This is a genomic window from Streptomyces sp. NPDC048411, assembly GCF_040704695.1.
Classification (GTDB): domain Bacteria; phylum Actinomycetota; class Actinomycetes; order Streptomycetales; family Streptomycetaceae; genus Streptomyces.
On the sequence record NZ_JBEZKL010000148.1, the window covers coordinates 1 to 17,946 of the forward strand.

Sequence of the window (17,946 nt, forward strand, 5' to 3'; positions counted from 1 at the left end):
CGGTGGCCGTCTTACGTTCAGGCTTCTCACTCAACTACGGGATCAAACCCCCGTTTTAGGTGGAAACCTGTACACCACTTCCCTGGACGCAACCGGCTACGCCCTGCTGCGTCCATGAAATATGCAGTCGGCGACTGCTGCGTGCCCAACCGGCAATGCAGCGTCGCGACTTATCCACGAGGTCACACAAGTGGGTGGCGAGAACCCGACTCTCCGGCCCGCGCGACCCGCATCTCACAGAAACCCTCGTATGCCCGCACAATCACCACTCGCTTCTTCCTCGGCTCCCCGAGTCGCACGCGCAGCGTTTCTCACCGTGAAGGACGCTGCCGAGTACCTCGGTCTCTCTCCGCACACCCTCTACGTGTGGAGGCATCGACGGCAGGGACCGCCGAGTTTCCGAATGGGCCCTCGCGGTCGCGTCATGTACAGGCGGCAATCCCTCGATGCCTGGATCCGCGACCAGGAGCAGGTCGACTCCCGCTCAAACACGGACCTGAGCCCGCTGAAGGCCGTTCCGCGGCATCGGTCCAGCCGCATGCCCAGTGCCTAACAGAACCGCCGCCCCGCGCAATCCATGCCGCTGATTATGGGCCACCCTTCGACAGCCGAGCCGGATCGAGACGTGGCCTCCGAGGCGTGTGTTGGCCGTACGCGCGGCCTCTCTCAGAGCGAGTCTTTCAGCGCCAGCGTGCGCTGCAGTCCACCAAGAAAGCAAGGGAGACCTGTACTTGGCTGGCTACATCGAGGATCGATGGGTCAAAAAGAAGAAGGACCCGATCACTGGCAAGCGAGAGCGCACAGAGCGCTATGGTAAAGGGAAGAGGTATCGAGTAGGGGGGATACCCGGAGTCAGAGACCGTTCCTTCGATACGTTGGAGGACGCGAAGGCGTGGCGCCGGCAATCAAGTACCGATCAGGAGCGTGGTGAGTTCGTCGATCCACGTGACGGCTCCGTGACGCTTGCCGAATACATCGAACTGCAGTGGATGCCGGGTGTGCGGGGAGCAGCCAAGACCCGCGTGAGCATTGAGCAGCGAATGCGGCTGCATGTGGTGCCACACCTGGGCGACATGCCCCTGAACAAGGTCTCTGCGGCCGAGCTCCGCGCCTACATAGTCAAGCTCGAATCCTCTTGCTCCCCCCAGTACGCGCGCAGCATCCTCACAGCGCTGTCGAGCGTCCTGGAGACAGCGGTGGATGACAGGCGTCTCGCTCGGAACCCGATGAGGTCCAGGTCGGTCCGTTGGCCGAAGTTGCCTGATGAGCGTCGTGAGGCGTGGCCCGAGGCAACGGCGCGAAAGGTGCGTGATGAGATCAGTCAGAGGCACCGTATAGCGGTGGTTCTGGGGCTTGGGTGTGGCCTGCGCCAAGGAGAAGTCTTCGGGCTCGGCCTGGAAGACATCGATTACGGGCGCGGAGTCCTTAACCTCCGGCGGCAGGTGCAGATACTCAACGGCCGCAAGTACTTCACTCTTCCGAAGGGCGGGAAGACGCGTGTCGTAGACATGCCGCGTTCCGTGGCTGATGAGCTGCTGAAACACGCCAGAACCTACCCCGGCAATGAGGTCGAGTTGCCGTGGGGCGGTCCGGAACCTGACAAGGAGCGGAAGAAGTTCAGCCTCGTGCTGACGACGAAGTACGGGAACGCGATCGCTGCCAACACATGGAATACCGAGATCTGGAAGCCCGCGCTGGCCAGAGCAGGCGTCATCCGGCCGCAGGCCGAGGGGGCGAAGCCGTGGCAGTGGCAAGCCGCGCCGAGGGACGGGTTCCACGTGTTGAGGCATACATATGCGTCCCTCGTCCTCGAGGCAGGAGAGTCGGTCGTGACCCTCGCCAAGTGGCTGGGGCACTCGTCGCCGACCATCACCCTCGACCACTACGCCCACTTCATGCCGGAGGCGGGGAAGAAGGGGCGCAGGGCGATCGATAGCCTTCTGGGGGAGCGGGAGAAGGGGACCCCTGGCGCAAACTCCCCAGATTCTCCCCAGGCCCCGTCCTGAGGGCCCATCAGCCGGGCCGAAACACGTAAAGAGCGAGGTGGGAGACCCTTTGTTCACGACCCGACCGACCCTCCAGGGCACCTTCGGCATGGTGTCCTCCACCCACTGGCTCGCCTCGCAGTCCGCGATGGCCGTCCTGGAGGACGGCGGCAACGCCTACGACGCCGCGGTCGCCGCCGGATTCGTCCTGCACGTCGTCGAACCGCACCTCAACGGCCCGGCCGGTGAAGTGCCGATGATCCTGGCGCCCCAGGACGGCGACGTGCAGGTGCTCTGCGGTCAGGGCCCGGCCCCCGCGGGTGCCACCGTCGCCCACTACCGCTCCCTCGGCCTCGACCTCGTCCCCGGCACCGGACCGCTCGCCGCCGCGGTCCCCGGCGCGTTCGACGCCTGGATGCTGCTGCTGCGCGACCATGGCACCAAGACGGTCGCCGAGGTGCTGCGGTACGCGATCGGATACGCGGAGGACGGCCACGCACCCGTCGAGCGGATCGGCCAGACCGTCGAGACCGTCCGCGAGCTCTTCGAGACCGAATGGCAGTCGTCCGCCGACGTCTACCTCCCCGGCGGCACGTCCCCGAAGCCGGGGGAGCTGTTCCGCAACCCCGCACTCGCCGCGACGTGGCGCCGCCTGATCGCCGAGGCCGAGAAGACGGGTGGCGACGACCGCACAGCCCGGATCGACGCCGCCCGGAAGATCTGGCGCGAGGGCTTTATAGCCGAGGCACTGGTCCGCCAGGCCGCCCGGCCCACCATGGACACCAGCGGCACCCGCCACACCGGCAACCTCACCGCCGCCGACCTGGCCGACTGGTCCGCGTCGTACGAGGCGCCCGCCACGTACGACTGGAACGGCTGGACGCTCGCCAAGGCCGGTGGCTGGAGCCAGGGCCCCGCCTTCCTGCAGCAGCTCGCTCTGCTGCCCGCCGAGCTTCCGCGGTACGGCTCCGCGGAGTACGTGCATCTGCTCATCGAGGGCTGCAAGCTCGCCATGGCCGACCGTGAGGCCTGGTACGGCGACGCCGCCGAGGTCCCCCTCGACATCCTGCTCTCGGAGCCGTACAACGCCGAGCGGCGCGCGCTCATCACCGACGAGGCATCACACCAGCTGCGCCCCGGCAGCCCCGGGGGCCGCACCCCCGTCCTCAGCGGCCACGCGCACGCCGTCGCCACGGGCGAGGCGGGCTTCGACGCCATGGGTATCCCGGCTGCGGGCGCCGGCGAGCCGACCGTGGCGACGGACGGCGCGACCCGCGGCGACACCTGCCACATCGATGTCGTCGACCGCTGGGGCAACATGGTCTCCGCCACCCCCAGCGGCGGCTGGCTGCAGTCCAACCCGGTCGTGCCGGAGCTCGGCTTCCCGCTCGGCACCCGCCTCCAGATGGCGTGGCTCGACGAGGGTCTGCCGAACTCCCTCACCCCCGGCCGCCGCCCCCGCACCACCCTCACCCCGTCCCTCGCCCTGCGCGACGGCGTCCCGGTGATGGCCTTCGGCACCCCCGGCGGCGACCAGCAGGACCAGTGGCAGCTGCACTTCTTCCTCGCCGTCGCCCTGCGCGCCGAGGTACGCGGCGGACTCGACCTGCAGGGTGCCATCGACACCCCGAACTGGCACAACGACAGCTTCCCCGGCTCGTTCTTCCCGCGCGGCATGCGGCCCGGCAGCGTCACCGTCGAGGAGCGCATGGACCCGGTGGTCGTCGAGGAGCTCCGCCGCCGCGGCCATGACGTCACCGTGGGCGACCCGTGGTCGGAAGGGCGGATGTGCGCCGTCGCCCGCGATCCGGAGACCGGGGTGCTCTCCGCCGCCGCGAACCCCCGCGGCATGCAGGGGTACGCCGTCGGTCGCTGACCGGCCATCTCCACGTCATGACCAGGTCGTCGGGTTCCCGGTGGACCGTGCTTAGCTGGAGCCATGATCGATGACTTCCTTGCCGGGGACCTGACCGAGGTCGAGGAGGCGGTTCGCGCAGCGGCCGCCGCCGAGATCATGCCGCGCTACCGACAGCTCGCCGCACACGAGATCGTCGAGAAGAGCGGTCCGCACGACCTCGTCACCACCGCCGACCGCCTTGCCGAGGAACACCTCACCGCGTCCCTGACGCGGCTGCTCCCTGGTTCGGTGGTCGTCGGTGAGGAGGCGGTCCACGCCGATCCGAAGGTGTACGACGCCCTGGGCGGCGACGCACCGGTCTGGATCGTCGATCCGGTCGACGGGACCCGCCAGTTCGTCCGCGGTGAGCCCGGCTTCTGCACCCTCGTCGCCCTCGCCCACCGCGGCGAACTCCTTGCCTCCTGGACGTACGCCGCGGCCCTGAACGAGATGGCGGTCGCGATACGCGGCCGGGGAGCTGTCCTCAACGGTGTGCCGATACGCTCCGGATCGCCCGCGCCCGGCGCCGCGCTCGAAGTCGCGATGTCGCACCCCGACTACACCACCGACGCCCAGAAGCGGGCCCTGCTGGGCCTGTTCGTCGACGGCATCCACGCCCGTCCGTGCGGCTCCGCGGGCCTCGAATACCTGGCCGTCGCCCGCGGCGACCAGGACGCGGTCGCCTTCAGCTGGGAGTATGCCTGGGACCATGCGGCGGGCCTGCTCCTGGTCACCGAGGCGGGCGGCGCCCAGGTCACGCTCTCGGGTGCCCCGTTCCGCATCGCCGGGGGCAACGACCTGCCGTTCACGGCCGCCCGGGACAAGGCGACGGCCGAACGGATCCTGGCGGCGCTGCGCGCCGGGGGCTGACCTTCCCAGGCGGCTTCGCACGCTGTGCCACCGCCATCCGGAACGACTGAGCGGCAGCGGCTACGCCACCCGGTGCAGCACCAGGCAGAACGGGTGCCCAGCCGGATCGGCATAGATCCGCCACGGCCGCTTTGCGTCCGCCTTCCCGCCCCCGCTCCCGTCGTCGAGCACGGCCGCGCCCGCCGCGACGACCTCCGCCTGCGCCGCGTCCAGATCGGGCACACCGAAGTCCAAGTGGAACTGCTGGGGCCGCGCCGGGTCCGGCCACTGAGGCGGCCGGTGGTCCGCCACCCGCTGGAACGCCAGGACGGGACCGGCGTCGGTGTGCAGCGTCGCCCAGTTCTCGTCGAGCGCCCACCGCCGGTCCGGCTCGTTCACCCGGCCGCCGAGGACCGATCGGTAGAACTCGGCCAGGCGGACGGGATCGGGGCAGTCGAGCACCACGCACTGAAGTTCGGCGATCATGCCGCGATCCTAAAATGGGCCCGGTCCCCGGCAGAACCCCTTTTTCACCCGAGAACCGCCCGCACGTCGCGGACCACGGACGCCGCCGTCTCCACCGCGGCCGAATCCAGGCCGCGCAGCGCCCCACCGACCCGCTCGGCGAAGTCCGCCGGAGTCTGCGGCAGCAGCGCGGCCGCGGCGAGCGCCCCCTTCTCGTTCAGGCACCAGGTGCGGTGGTGGGCGTGGAGAGCCTGCGCCAGAATGCCGAATGCCCGCGACAGACAGAGCGCGACATGGAGCGTGTCCCCGCAGGACGCCGACTTGCGTGCCGCCGCGACGGAGAAGTCCGCCTCCCACGCGGCGTCGCAGAGCGCCCTGCGCAGGGGTTCCGGATAGTCGCGCGTCTGCTGTTGAAGTTCCGTCAATTCACCGTAGGGGTCGTCAAGTACGCGGCCCAGGGCGACCTCGCCCGGATAGCAGGGCGACCAGAAGCCCAGCGGATGGCCGGGCTGGACGCCCACCTCGAAGCGGCCCTCGCGGCAGTCGGACCACACGCTCTCGACCCGGTCCAGGTCGCGCAGGATCCAGTCCACCGCCGTGCCGTCCACCCGCAGCCAGGCGCCGCCGTTGACCCATGGACCCCAGCCGCCCGGACCGGCCACCTCCACCGGGGAGCCTTGCTCCTGAGAGGCGAGTGCGGTCAGGGCGACCAGGTCGAGTGTCCCGCGGTAGTAGACGCCGAGATCCCAGTCGGAGTCCGGGCGATGCGTCGAGCGGGCACGGCTGCCGCCGAGGGTGACGGCCCGGACACCGGACACCGCGGTCAGCCGGGCCGCCATGTCGTCGACCATCGATGCGCGAACTCGTTCTGCTGCCGATTCCGTATTCATCGGCCCGGACGGTACCCGCGGTTCGGCTGTCGGCGCAGCGGAATATCCTGGAGTTTCTTGCCGTCGGCTGACGAAGGAGTCCGAAGGTGCCATCGATGCTCGATGCCGTCGTCGTGGGGGCGGGCCCCAACGGACTGACCGCCGCAGCCGAACTGGCCCGCCGGGGCTTCTCCGTGGAAGTGTTCGAGACGCAGGAGACGGTCGGTGGCGGCGCCCGTACCGAGGAGCTCACACTCCCCGGCTTCCGCCACGACCCGTGTTCAGCCGTGCATCCGCTGGGCATCGGCTCGCCCGCGTTCGCCCGGATGCCGCTCGGCCGGCACGGCCTGGAGTGGCTCCAGCCCGAGCTGTCGCTCGCTCACCCCTTCCCGGACGGCTCCGCCGCCGTGCTCACCGGTTCGGTGGGGGAGAGCGCCATGTCGCTCGGGCCGCAGGACGCGGGGGCGTACCGCAGGCTGCTCGCCCCGTACCTCGGTCACTGGGACACGCTCGCGGAGGACTTCCTGCGCACGCCGTGGATCGGGCTGCCGCGCGATCCGTACCGCTGGGTCCGGTTCGGGCTGGACGCGATCCAGCCGGCCACGCTCCTCTCCCGCCGGTTCCGGGGCGCGAAGGCGCGCGGCCTGTTCGCCGGACTCGCCGCCCACGCCATAGCCCCCACCAGCGGCCTTGCGACCGGCGGCATCGCACTGCTCTTCGCCGTCGCCGCCCACGAGAACGGCTGGCCGGTGCCGCGCGGCGGCTCACAGGCCATCTCCGACGCCCTCGCCTCGTACGTAGGTGAACTGGGCGGCACGATCCGTGCCGGCACGGAGGTCAAGCGCCTCGACGAGCTCCCGCCCGCCCGCGCCTATGTCTTCGACACCTCGCCGACCGCCCTCGCGCGGATCGCCGGACTGGGCAACGCCTACCGCGACTACCGGTACGGCGCCTCCTGCTTCAAGATCGACTATGCGCTGTCGGGCCCCGTCCCCTGGACCGCGAAGGAGGCCCGACGGGCCGGCACGGTTCATATCGGGCCCACGGCAGGAGAGATCGACAGCGCGATGCGGGCAGCCGTGGCGGGCCGCGACCCGAGCGTGCCGTTCCTGATCACCGCACAGCCCAGCCTGGTCGACCCGTCCCGCGCGCCCGAGGGCCGTCACGTCTTCTGGGTGTACGGACATGTCCCGGCGGGCTGGGAGGGCGACGCCACCGAGGTCATCGAGAGACAGTTGGAGCGGTTCGCCCCCGGCTTCCGTGATCTGGTCCTCGCCCGCGCCGTCGCAGGCCCTCCCCAACTCGCCGCGCGTAACGCCAATTACGTCGGCGGTGACATCGCGTGCGGTGCGTTCGCCGGTCTGCAGACGGTGATCCGGCCCAAGCTCGCCCGCGTGCCGTACGCGACGGCGCACCCCGCGGTGTTCCTGTGCTCCTCGGCCACCCCGCCAGGGCCCGGCGTGCACGGGATGTCCGGCCACCACGCGGCGAAGGCGGTGTGGCGCAGGCTCCGCGCGACCTGAGGGCAGGCCGAACAGGCTGCGCGGCAAGGCGCCCGAGCACACCGCCCCGCGAACCTCGGCCACCGGCGTCCTGCCCGGCCGGACATGCGGCACACCTGGCGCCCTGCCGGTGAACGCGCGGCACGGCGCAGCTCCCGTCCCGCGGAGCAGCCCCGGGAACGGCATGATGGGACCATGCGTACCCCCGCGCCCGTCACGGTGACCCTGGTCCGCGGCGACATCACCCTGCAGTCCGTCGACGCCATCGTCAATGCCGCGAACTCCTCGCTGCTTGGCGGCGGCGGAGTCGACGGCGCGATCCACCGGCGCGGCGGCCCGGAAATCCTCGCTGCCTGCCGCGAGCTGCGCGCCTCGCAGTACGGAAAAGGGCTACCGACCGGTCAGGCGGTAGCGACCACGGCAGGGAAGCTCGACGCCCGATGGGTGATCCATACGGTCGGCCCGATATACCAGGTTTCAGGCAATGATCCTTCGCTTCTTGCCTCCTGCTACCGGGAGTCGCTTCGCGTAGCCGACGAGCTGGGCGCCCGGACGGTCGCGTTCCCGGCGATCTCCACCGGTGTGTACCGGTGGCCCATGGACGATGCGGCTCGTATTGCAGTGGAGACGGTGCGGAACACACCGACAGCGGTCGAAGAGGTGCGGTTCGTCCTCTTCGATGACCGTGCGTACGAGGCGTTCGTTCGGCAACTCGGCTAACGGAGACCATGGTCAGATTGACCCACCGCGCCTGAGCCCCCTGTCAGACGGGTTCGGTAAGGGCGGCGTCCCAAGCGGGGGCGTCGGCCTTTACGGCCTGGTGCACGATAGAGAGTGGATCAGGCCGTTACCGCGTTGTTAACGTTGGCTGCCCATCACCGCACCGAGAGCCTCCCGGAAATCTCGGGTGGAGGATCGGGCAAGATCTTTATCCGCACCGCGCAGGTTCTTGGGGGCCGTCCCACGGCTGTCGTGTCAGCCTGTCACGGCTGCCTCGTCGAAGTGGGAGCGGTTCTGGCAGATCTCGTCGTGGTGGGTGCCGGCCCAGTCGATCAGCGCGGTGACGGCGTCGAGCAAGGTGGCGCCCAGATCGGTCAGTGCGTACTCCACCCGCGGCGGCACCTCAGGGTAGGCGGTTCGGGTGACCAGACCATCGCGTCGCAGTTGACGCAGGGTGTGCGTGAGCATGCGCTGGGAGATCCCCGCGATGGAACGCTGCAGGTCGGTGTAGCGCAGGGGCCCGTGTTCCAGGGTGCCGATCACGAGCACGGTCCACTTGTCGCCGGCTCGTTCCACGATCTGCCGGATGGTCTCGCCTTGCTCCACCGGCCAGCGAGCGCAGGGGCCCGGCAATGCGGCGGCCCGCCCGTCCATCGCCGTGTCGTGCATGACGCACCTGTCCTTCCCGTTCCGCACACGCGTGTGCCTTTTGCGGGCATTTCCATTCTGACTCATCATGGCGTTACGCACCAACGGTAAGAAACCACGTCACGGGCGTGCGATAGGGAAGGCCCCTGGCTCGACCACGCTGCGCACCCCAAGCAGCCCTGTGCATGCCGCCCCGGCTCCTTCAAAGGGCCCGCCGACAGCAGGAGCAGTCGAAGCTGTCGCCCGCCAGCGAGACGTGACCACCAGATATTCGGCGGCGCTCCGGCCGCTTCAGGAGGAAAACCATGTCCATGCGCGCTGCAACCGTTTCCCGCTTCGGCGGGCCCGACGCAGTTGAGATCACAGAGCACCCGGTACCCATGCCAGGCCCTGGGCAGGTGCGGATCAAGGTGGCGGCAGCCGCGCTGAATCCGGTGGACGCGGCCATGCGTTCCGGCGTCTTCGGCGGCGAGGAGCGCATCGGCCTGGGCTGGGACGTCGCCGGAACCGTCGACGCCGTCGGACCCGGCGTCACCTGGTCGGCCGACGACCGCGTCATCGCCCTGGCCACCGGCCACCACACGCCGCTCGGCACCCACGCCGACTATGTCGTCCTGGACGCCGACACCCTCGCGCCGGCTCCCACGACCCTCGACGACACCCACGCCGCGACGCTGCCCCTGAACACGACGACCGCCGCCCAGGCGCTGCGCCTGCTCGCCCTTGCCCCCGGGCAGAGCCTGCTGGTCACCGGAGCAGGTGGCGGCGTCGGCGCCCACACCGTGGAACTTGCCCACCAGCAGGGACTGGAGGTCACCGGGCTCGCCTCCGCCGACTACGAGGAATTCCTCATCTCCCGTGGCGCCGACCACTTCCGGGCCCGCGGACAGGCCCTGGCACCGGCCGGCTTCGACGGCGTCCTCGACGCCGCGGGGCTGGGATCCGACGCGCTCGCCGCCGTCCGTGACGGCGGCGCCTACGCCGGCCTGTGGCCCGGTCAGGAGCCCCGCTCCGAGCGTGGCATCCGCGTCGGTGCCCTCAGCGTGCAGGCCGACGGCGCCCTGCTGACCGAACTGTCCCGCCTCGCCGACCAGGGCGTGCTGCTGGCCCGCGTCGCACAGACCTACCCTCTCCACGCCGCAGTCGAGGCCCATGCACGGCTGGCCGAAGGCGGCCTGCGCGGACGGATCGTCCTCATCCCCTGAGGCGTTCAGCCGCCTCGCCTGCCTTCACCTGTGCGCCGCGACGGTCCGAGTGAGGTCTTTGACCCAGATCATCGAGGCGCGCAGGTGTAGCCGGCGGCGAGGCCGGCCTGGCCGCCGCCGATCACCACCACCTGCGAGGCCGGTGTCATGCGGTCGGCTGCTCTTCGGCCGTCCGGCCGGGCATGAAGATGAGTGCCACCAGTGCCAGGCCGACCACGGCGCCGACGAGCTGTATGCCGGTGAGCCCGCGCCGATCGGAAAACGAAGACCCAGGACCGGAGTTCACGCTCCGTGACCTGGGCCTTTACGTCTCTGACCTGGTGTGCGGTCGGCGATTTTGGTCAGAGCCCGATGTCAGCCAACCACTGGCTCGCGGTCCGAGGTGTCATGCCGATGAGCTTCTGGGCGGAGCGTTCGGCTGTGATCGAGTGGTCCGGCAGCGCACTCTTGGCCTTGTAGCTGGCGGCGACGCCGGCGGCGGGGCCCTCCCCGATCAGGGGCGCGATGGATGCGCCGAAGGCGTCGGGAGTGAGCGCCTCGTAGGCCACGTCCCGCCCGAGCCGGCCGGCGAATGCCCCGGCCAGTTCCTCTCCCGTGATCGCCGGGTACTGCCCGACGGAGACAACACCAGTGACATCCGGGCGCTCGAACAGCGCGGCGGCGACGTCGGCGATGTCCAGGTGCGAGGACCAGGAGACGCGGAAGCCGGCGGGCAGCGGGTAGCGCAGCACGCCCTGCTCGCGGACCGCTTCGAACACGGGCGGCAGGAGCAGGTTCTCGAAGAACAGCCGGGGCTCGATCACCGCATAGGACACCTTGCTGTCCGCCAGCCCGTTGATCAGCGTCGAGACCGCGCTCTCGGCCGGATCACCGGTCTCGGGGACGTCGACGCCGCTGGTGGAGAACACCACGCGGGCCGGCCGAGCCTCGCGGACGGCGGCGACGATGTTGCGCGCATAAGCCAGGCGGTCCTCTTCCGAGGCCAGGGGCAGGTGGACGAACACTCCCTCGGCGTCGCGGTAGGCCCGGGTCAGGTCCGCGGTGGAGGAGTAGTCGACGGCCACCACCTGCGCGCCGGGTACAGCAGCGGCCGCGTTTCGGGTCAAGGCGATGACGGACTTGCCCGCGGCAGTGAGGGCGGCAACGACAGGAGCACCTTGGGCGCCGGTGGCGCCATGAATCACGTAGGTCATGTCCCCATTAGTGCATGCAATGCGCCAGTTACATCAACTGCACTAATGGACTATGCTCAAAAAAATGTCCCACCCCCATCCGCCCGACTGCGGTGTCGCCCGATTCCTCAACCTGCTCAGCGGGCCCTGGGCCACCCTCATCGTGCGCGAACTCCTGCACGGCCCTCACCGCTTCACCGAACTGCGCAATGCCCTGCCCGGCATCAGCCCGCACACCCTCACGAGCCGACTGCGCCAGTTCGAGGCCCATGGCATCGTCACCCGCACCACCTACGCGGAGATCCCCCCACGCGTCGAATACCGCCTCACCCCCGTCGGTGAGGGACTGCGCGACGTCCTCGAGGCCATGGCCGCCTGGGCCCTGTCGATCCCGGATGCCGAAGCCGACGTCGCTGTGTGACGCACGGGCCCGGCAGCATTCCTCAGGGCAGGACCGCAGTGCCGACCGTCCTGGCGGGCGGGATCCGGGCGCGGCTTCGATGAATCAGCGACGGCAGCGTGTGCCCGAGCGGGGTCAGCTCGTACTCGCCTCTGGGCGGCGCCTCGGCGTACACATTGCGTGTGACGAGGCCGTCGCGTGTCCGCCAGCGGCACGACGCCAAGATCACCACCGTGGAGATCGAGGACGAGTCCGGCAAGAAGGTCCCGCACCTGGCCACACTCGAGAATCCCGGGTCACAGACACAGCTCCGCGCCTCTGACAAATCCGGAGCGGTTCAGTTCGCTTCGAGTACGGAGAGGAGTTCCCGGCTCGTTCACACCGTCGGGCCGGTATGGAGCAGCGCCGAGGACCGTTCCGCGCTGCTGGCCTCCTGTTACCGGGAATCACTGCGGGTGGCCGCCGAGCTGGGTGCGCGGACCGTCGCCTTCCCCGCGATCTCGACCGGCGTCTACGGCTGGCCCCTGGACGACGGCGCGCGGATCGCCGTCCGCACGGTCCTGGCGGGGGCGGGAGCTCCGGTGGAGGAGGTGCGATTCGTCCTGTTCGACGCACATGCGTACACGGAGTTCGAAGAGGCCCTGGCAGCGGAAGGCTGATGTCGGATTTCCGCCAGCTCGGCGCTGTCGGGTGGCTCATGCTTGAGCCATGTACACCGACACCGAGCGCTGCGTACGGGCCGTCCAGTCCAAGGACGCCCGCTTCGACGGCTGGTTCTTCACGGCGGTCCTGACCACCAGGATCTACTGCCGTCCGAGCTGCCCCGTCGTGCCGCCCAAGGTCGAGAACATGACCTTCTACCCCAGTGCCGCCGCCTGCCAGCAGGCCGGGTTCCGGGCGTGCAAACGGTGCCGGCCCGACACCAGCCCCGGCTCCCCGGAGTGGAACGCCCGCGCCGACTCGGTCGCCCGTGCGATGCGGCTCATCGGGGACGGGGTCGTCGACCGTGAGGGAGTGCCGGGGCTGGCCGCCCGGCTCGGCTACTCCGCCCGGCAGATCGAGCGGCAGCTGCTGGCCGAGCTGGGTGCCGGTCCGCTCGCCCTGGCCCGCGCCCAGCGCGCCCAGACTGCCCGGCTGCTCATCGAGACGACCGAACTCCCCATGGCCGACGTGGCGTTCGCGGCCGGTTTCTCCTCCGTCCGTACCTTCAACGACACCGTCCGTGAGGTCTTCGCGCTCGCGCCGAGCGAGCTGCGCACCCGCGCCGCCCGGTCCGCGAAACCGCCGGCGACGCCGGGAGTGATAGCGCTTCGGCTGCCGTACCGGGCCCCGCTCAATCCCTCCAACCTCTTCGGCCATCTCGCCGCGACCGCGGTCCCCGGCGTCGAGGAGTGGCGCGACGGCGCCTACCGCCGGACGCTCGACCTCCCGTACGGGCACGGCGTCGTCGCCCTCACTCCGCGCCCCGATCACATCGCGTGCCGGCTCTCGCTCACCGACCCGCGCGATCTCACCCTCGCCATCAGCCGCTGCCGCTGGCTGCTCGACCTGGACGCCGATCCGGTGGCCGTCGACGATCAGCTGCGGGCCGATCCGCTGCTCGCCCCGCTGGTCGACAAGGCGCCGGGGCGGCGGGTGCCGCGTACCGTCGACGGGGCGGAGTTCGCCGTACGGGCGGTGCTCGGCCAGCAGGTCTCGACCGCTGCCGCCCGCACCCACGCGGCCCGCCTGGTCACCGCCCACGGCGTCCCCGTCGACGACCCCGAGGGCGGTCTCACCCACCTCTTCCCGACCCCGGAAGCGCTCGCCGGGCTCGACCCCGAGCAGCTCGCGCTGCCGCGCAGCCGTCGCACCACCCTCACGACCCTCGTCGGTGCACTCGCCGACGGCTCGCTGCAACTCGGCACCGACACCGACTGGGAGAGGACCCGGGCCGAACTCATCACCCTGCCAGGTTGTGGCCCCTGGACCGTCGAGGTCATCGCGATGCGAGCGCTCGGCGACCCGGACGCCTTCCTCCCCACCGACCTCGGCATCCGGCGGGCGGCGGAGGAACTCGGTCTCCCGTCGACCCCCGCGGCGCTGACCGCACGCGCGGCGGCCTGGCGTCCCTGGCGGGCGTACGCGGTCCAGTATCTTTGGACCGTCGACGATCACCCCATCAATCACCTTCCCGTGTAAGGGAGTTAGCTGATGACTGCGACACGCGTCGCGACCCGGCAGCACACGGTCGTCGACAGCCCGTACGGCCCATTGACCCTCGTCGCCACCGACGGCGTCCTCTCGGGCCTCTACATGACCGGTCAGCGGCACCGCCCGCCCGAGGAAACCTTCGGCGACCCGGACCCGCGCCCCTTCACGGAGACGATCCGCCAGCTGGACGCCTACTTCGCGGGCGAGCTGCGGGAGTTCGACCTGCCCCTGCACCTGGACGGCACCCCATTCCAGCGCAGCGTCTGGGAACAGCTCCGGTCGATCCCGTACGGCGAGACACGCTCGTACGGGGAACTCGCCGAAAACCTGGGCAAGCCGGGTGCTTCCCGCGCTGTGGGCCTGGCCAACGGCAAGAACCCGGTCGGGATCATCGTCCCCTGCCATCGGGTCATCGGAGCGTCGGGCAGCCTCACCGGCTACGGCGGCGGACTCGACCGCAAGCAGCGGCTGCTGGCCTTCGAGAACGGCACGGAGGGCGACACACCGGCGCTCTTCTAGGGCGTTTCGAAAGTAGCGTCGTCCGCCCGCAGGGCGGGCCGGACGCCGCCTGGCAGGCAGGACTTTCGAAACACGCCCCAGTGTCCTGAGTCTCGGAAAGACTGCATAATTACGGTCTGAAGAATGCTGTGATCTTCCAGTCGGCGGGGGGCGTCCGGGCGATCAGGCACATGTGCTCGCGCACCTCGTCACTGATCGTCTTGGGGCGTCCTCCGCTCCATTTCGGGTCCAGCGCGTCGAACCCCCGCCGTTGAGGGCGTGAATGACATCGCGGACGTAGTCCTCGCCGACCTGCATCAGTGAGGTGATGTCCCTGACCGTCTGGCCCTGGGCGGACATCAGCACCACGATCGCCCGCCGCAGCCTCACCGGATCTTTCGCGGTCCGGCTGATTCGCTGCAGCCGGCGGCCCTCTTCCATGCTGACGGGCCGGACGAACACACTCGGTCGACGTCGCACGACCACCTTCAAGATCAAGTCCTGAAGACAGTCTGCTGGTCGGCGAGAGCAGGGTCGATTACCCGGCCAAGGATGCGTGACGAGCCACTAGAAAGGCATGGTGTCGAACAGCCCGGGCGTCGTGGTGAGGGCCTGTTCCGTCCAGATGACCTTGCCCCGTTCCGTGTACCTGGTCCCCCAGCGTTCGGCGAGCTGGGCGACGAGGTACAGCCCGCGGCCGCCCTCGTCGGTGGTGGCGGCGTAGCGGAGGTGGGGCGCGGTGCTGCTGCCGTCGGAGACCTCGCAGACGAGGGTGCGGTCGCGGAGCAGGCGGACGTGGATGGGTTCGGTGCCGTAGCGGACAGCGTTGGTGATCAGCTCGCTGAGGATGAGCTCCGTAGTGAAGGAGAGCGACTCCAGGCCCCAGGCCGTGAGTTGCCCGACGCACGCCGAGCGGACGCGGGAGACGGCGGCGGGGTCGCGGGGCACGTCCCAAGTGGCCACCTGGTCGGAGGCGAACAGACGCGTGCGTGCAATGAGAAGCACGACGTCGTCGCTCGGGTGCGGTGGCACCATCGCGTCGAAGATGGCCGTGCAGATCTCCTCCGGGGACCCGTTGGCGCGGGCCCTGAACAGGCAGTCGTGCAGCCGGGTGAGCCCGTCCTCCAGGTTGCGGTGCCGGTTCTCGACCAGCCCGTCCGTGTAGAGCACGAGCCGGGACCCCGCCTCCAGCCGCAACTGGACCGTCTCGAAGGGCAGGGTTCCCACGCCGAGGGGCGGACCCGCGGGCAGGTCGACGAACTCGACACTGCCGTCAGGCCGTACGAGCGCGGGGAGGGGATGGCCCGCCCGCGCCATGGTGCAGTATCCGGACACCGGATCGTAGATGGCGTACAGGCAGGTGGCGCCCGTGATCCGCTCGCCGTCGCTCTCTTCCCCCTCAACCTCCGCCTCGTCCTGGTCGATGCGGGCCACCAGCTCGTCGACGTGGGCGATCAGCTCGTCGGGGGGCAGGTCGAGGGTGGAGAAGTTGTGGACCGCCGTGCGCAGCCTGCCCATGGTGGCAGCAGCGTGCAGGCCGTGGCCGACGACGTCGCCGACGACCAACGCCACACGGAATCCCGGTAGCGGGATGACGTCGAACCAGTCCCCGCCGACGCCAGGGTGCGCTGGGCGGTAGCGGTGAGCCAGGTCCAGGGCGCTCTGCTCGGGCACGCCGCGGGGCAGTAGGCTGCGTTGCAGCGTCTCGGCCATGGTGTGCTCACGGGTGAAGCGGCGGGCGTTGTCGACGGCGATCGCCGCGCGGGCGACCAGCTCGTCGGCGAAGGAGACGTCGTCGTCCCCGAACGGTTCGGAATCCCCGAAGCGCCAGAAGTTGACCATGCCCAGGACCAGGCCGCGCGCCTGGAGCGGTGCGGAGATCAGCGAGTGGATCCCGTACGACAGGATGGCGTCGGAGCTCTCGGGGTCGCGCGACCGCCACGCGTGCGCCTGGCTCAGGTCGGCGGCGAGTACGGCGCGGCCGGTGTCCAGGCTGAGGCCCTCCGGTGTCGCGGAGGCGAAGCTCAACGTCGACCCGACGGGGTAGAGCGGGTAGTCGTCCCTGATGCCGCTCGCCGCCGTGCGGCGGATCTGCAGGCCCCGCTCCGTGCCCGTGCCCAAGGGCGGTTCGTCGCCCCGCAGGACGGGATCGGCCAGCTCGACCGTGGCGAAGTCCGCGAACCGTGGCACCGCCACGTCCGCCAGCTCCTGCGCGGTCCGCACCACGTTCAGCGTGGTCCCGACCCGCATCCCCGCGTCGTAGAGCAGTTGCAGGCGGGAGCGGGCCAGCTCGGCCTGCCCGGCCAGGCGCCTCAGCTCGGTGGTGTCGCGCAGCGTCGCAACACTGCCGGGCGGTCCGCCGTAGGGCTCCGTTGGGCGGTTGTTGACGGCTAGCAGGCGGTCTCCGGCCAGGTGCACCTCGTCGGTGACGACGCGCCCGCACGCCAGCAGCCCGGCCAGCTTCGGATCGAGCCCGAGGTCCTGGACCGGCCGGCCCTCGGGCTCGGGGGGCAGCTCCAGCAGACGCCGGGCCTCGTCGTTGGCCAGGATCAGCCGACCGTCCCCGCCGACGATCAGTACGCCCTCCCGGGCCGCGTGCAGCACCGCGTGGTGGTGCTCGTACATCCGTGTCATCTCGGACGGCCCCAGGCCGTGCGTCTGGCGGCGCAGTCGCCGCCTCGCCAGGGCCGCGCCGACCATTCCGAGGGTCAGCGCGACGGCGGCGCCGCCGAGGAGCACCGGCAGTTGGCGGTTCACGACACCGGTCACGTGCTCGGCCGTGATGCCTACCGACACGAATCCGGCGACCGAGCCATCGGGCCTCTTGATGGGCGCGGTCGTGTCGACGGTGAGGCCCAGGGGTGAGGCGGCGGTGACGGTGCTCGGCCCCTTCCGGGCGTACTCGTACGGGCCGAGGACGTGTTTCCCGATCAGCTGGGGATTGGGATGGGTGTAGCGGATGCCCCGGGAGTTGTAGATGACGACGTAGTCGAGGCCGGCGCTCTTCCGGGTCTGTTCGGCGAGCGGCTGCAGAATCGCGCTCGGATGAGCGCTCTCGAGGGCCTGCACCACCCCTGGGGACTGCGACACCGCGATGGCGGCGGCGGCCGTGCGGTGTTCCGCGTCGCTCTTGCTGTAGTGCTGGGCTTGCAGGATGAGCGCCGTCAGCGCCGCGACGACGAGCAGCACCAGGGCTGCCAGCAGCCAGAGGAAAGTCTGCCCGGCGACGCTGCGCCCGCTCAGCCAGGAACGCAGGCGACGCGCCCAGGAATGGTGTTTCGCCGGTCTGCCGAGGTCCCTGTCGCCAACAGCGCGGCCACGCTCTTTGTGCATCCGGGCCGTCCCTGTGCGTGTGGGTCTGTGCCTCCCATCCCACGCTGCCACTGCGCCGGGAGATACGCACGCGAGGGAATCGGGGACGACGGGTACGCCGACCAGGGACGCCCCAGTACTAGGGCGTGTTTCGAAAGTCCCGCCTGCCTGGCGACGCCTGGCACGCACGCGCGCTGCGTTGTCGGGCTCGCCCCGATACGCCCAGTATCG

17 protein-coding genes and 1 pseudogene are annotated in these 17,946 nt (G+C 70.2%); 11 read left to right on the plus strand and 7 right to left on the minus strand.

The features are described 5' to 3' along the window. Positions 1 to 250: 250 nt before the first annotated feature. From AB0915_RS33210 to AB0915_RS33225, 4 genes are all read left to right on the plus strand, one after another. Positions 251 to 553, plus strand: coding sequence for a helix-turn-helix domain-containing protein (locus tag AB0915_RS33210; protein WP_366694593.1), 303 nt, complete (start codon positions 251 to 253; stop codon positions 551 to 553). 178 nt (positions 554 to 731) lie between these two features. Continuing rightward, positions 732 to 2,006: a site-specific integrase gene (locus AB0915_RS33215; RefSeq protein ID WP_366694594.1), complete on the plus strand. Its 1,275-nt coding sequence runs from the start codon at positions 732 to 734 to the stop codon at positions 2,004 to 2,006. A 49-nt stretch (positions 2,007 to 2,055) separates the two neighbouring features. Continuing rightward, positions 2,056 to 3,861, plus strand: coding sequence for a gamma-glutamyltransferase (locus AB0915_RS33220; RefSeq protein WP_366694595.1), 1,806 nt, complete (start codon positions 2,056 to 2,058; stop codon positions 3,859 to 3,861). Positions 3,862 to 3,924: 63 nt separating this feature from the next. Next, the gene (locus AB0915_RS33225; protein WP_366694596.1) at positions 3,925 to 4,752 is read left to right on the plus strand and encodes an inositol monophosphatase family protein; all 828 of its coding nucleotides are present in this window, start codon (positions 3,925 to 3,927) and stop codon (positions 4,750 to 4,752) included. A 60-nt stretch (positions 4,753 to 4,812) separates the two neighbouring features. Here AB0915_RS33225 and AB0915_RS33230 read toward each other — a convergent pair whose 3' ends face one another. Next, the gene (locus AB0915_RS33230; protein WP_366694597.1) at positions 4,813 to 5,217 is read right to left on the minus strand and encodes a VOC family protein; all 405 of its coding nucleotides are present in this window, start codon (positions 5,215 to 5,217) and stop codon (positions 4,813 to 4,815) included. Between the two features lie 44 nt (positions 5,218 to 5,261). Continuing rightward, the gene (locus AB0915_RS33235) at positions 5,262 to 6,086 is read right to left on the minus strand and encodes a nucleotidyltransferase domain-containing protein (RefSeq protein WP_366694598.1); all 825 of its coding nucleotides are present in this window, start codon (positions 6,084 to 6,086) and stop codon (positions 5,262 to 5,264) included. 86 nt (positions 6,087 to 6,172) lie between these two features. Here AB0915_RS33235 and AB0915_RS33240 point away from each other — a divergent pair, with 86 nt between their 5' ends. Together AB0915_RS33240 and AB0915_RS33245 are read left to right on the plus strand one after the other, a co-directional pair. After that, a complete protein-coding gene (locus AB0915_RS33240) occupies positions 6,173 to 7,588 on the plus strand; it encodes an NAD(P)/FAD-dependent oxidoreductase (RefSeq protein WP_366694599.1) in 1,416 nt (471 codons plus the stop codon). Between the two features lie 174 nt (positions 7,589 to 7,762). Continuing rightward, entirely contained in the window at positions 7,763 to 8,287 is a 525-nt protein-coding gene (locus tag AB0915_RS33245; protein WP_366694600.1) for an O-acetyl-ADP-ribose deacetylase, read from the plus strand. Between the two features lie 255 nt (positions 8,288 to 8,542). On the opposite strand, the gene AB0915_RS33250 is transcribed toward AB0915_RS33245, so the two are convergent. Next, entirely contained in the window at positions 8,543 to 8,956 is a 414-nt protein-coding gene (locus AB0915_RS33250; RefSeq protein WP_366694601.1) for a helix-turn-helix domain-containing protein, read from the minus strand. A 290-nt stretch (positions 8,957 to 9,246) separates the two neighbouring features. On the opposite strand from AB0915_RS33250, the gene AB0915_RS33255 reads away from it, so the two are divergent. Further along, on the plus strand, positions 9,247 to 10,140 hold the full coding sequence (locus AB0915_RS33255) for an NADP-dependent oxidoreductase (protein WP_366694608.1): 894 nt from the start codon (positions 9,247 to 9,249) through the stop codon (positions 10,138 to 10,140). A 341-nt stretch (positions 10,141 to 10,481) separates the two neighbouring features. On the opposite strand, the gene AB0915_RS33260 is transcribed toward AB0915_RS33255, so the two are convergent. Next, positions 10,482 to 11,333: an NmrA family NAD(P)-binding protein gene (locus tag AB0915_RS33260; protein WP_366694602.1), complete on the minus strand. Its 852-nt coding sequence runs from the start codon at positions 11,331 to 11,333 to the stop codon at positions 10,482 to 10,484. A 64-nt stretch (positions 11,334 to 11,397) separates the two neighbouring features. Here AB0915_RS33260 and AB0915_RS33265 point away from each other — a divergent pair, with 64 nt between their 5' ends. Next, entirely contained in the window at positions 11,398 to 11,733 is a 336-nt protein-coding gene (locus AB0915_RS33265; protein WP_366694603.1) for a helix-turn-helix domain-containing protein, read from the plus strand. Between the two features lie 94 nt (positions 11,734 to 11,827). On the opposite strand, the pseudogene AB0915_RS33270 reads toward AB0915_RS33265, so the two are convergent. Continuing rightward, a pseudogene (locus AB0915_RS33270) lies at positions 11,828 to 11,911 on the minus strand (winged helix-turn-helix transcriptional regulator); the annotation flags it as partial. Between AB0915_RS33270 and AB0915_RS33275 the strand changes: the two are divergent. The 3 genes from AB0915_RS33275 to AB0915_RS33285 are packed head-to-tail and all read left to right on the plus strand — an operon-like array spanning position 11,895 to position 14,424. After that, positions 11,895 to 12,371, plus strand: coding sequence for a macro domain-containing protein (locus tag AB0915_RS33275; protein ID WP_366694604.1), 477 nt, complete (start codon positions 11,895 to 11,897; stop codon positions 12,369 to 12,371). The pseudogene AB0915_RS33270 and the gene AB0915_RS33275 overlap by 17 nt on opposite strands. Positions 12,372 to 12,420: 49 nt before the next feature. Continuing rightward, the gene (locus AB0915_RS33280) at positions 12,421 to 13,893 is read left to right on the plus strand and encodes an AlkA N-terminal domain-containing protein (protein WP_366694605.1); all 1,473 of its coding nucleotides are present in this window, start codon (positions 12,421 to 12,423) and stop codon (positions 13,891 to 13,893) included. A gap of 12 nt (positions 13,894 to 13,905) precedes the next feature. Beyond that, positions 13,906 to 14,424, plus strand: a complete 519-nt coding sequence (locus tag AB0915_RS33285; RefSeq protein ID WP_366694606.1) for a methylated-DNA--[protein]-cysteine S-methyltransferase — start codon at positions 13,906 to 13,908, stop codon at positions 14,422 to 14,424. A gap of 162 nt (positions 14,425 to 14,586) precedes the next feature. On the opposite strand, the gene AB0915_RS33290 is transcribed toward AB0915_RS33285, so the two are convergent. After that, positions 14,587 to 14,844 carry a helix-turn-helix domain-containing protein gene (locus AB0915_RS33290; protein ID WP_366694609.1) on the minus strand — a complete coding sequence of 86 codons (258 nt, stop codon included), beginning with the start codon at positions 14,842 to 14,844 and terminating at the stop codon, positions 14,587 to 14,589. A gap of 126 nt (positions 14,845 to 14,970) precedes the next feature. After that, positions 14,971 to 17,736, minus strand: a complete 2,766-nt coding sequence (locus tag AB0915_RS33295; protein ID WP_366694607.1) for a SpoIIE family protein phosphatase — start codon at positions 17,734 to 17,736, stop codon at positions 14,971 to 14,973. Between the last annotated feature and the right edge of the window lie 210 nt (positions 17,737 to 17,946).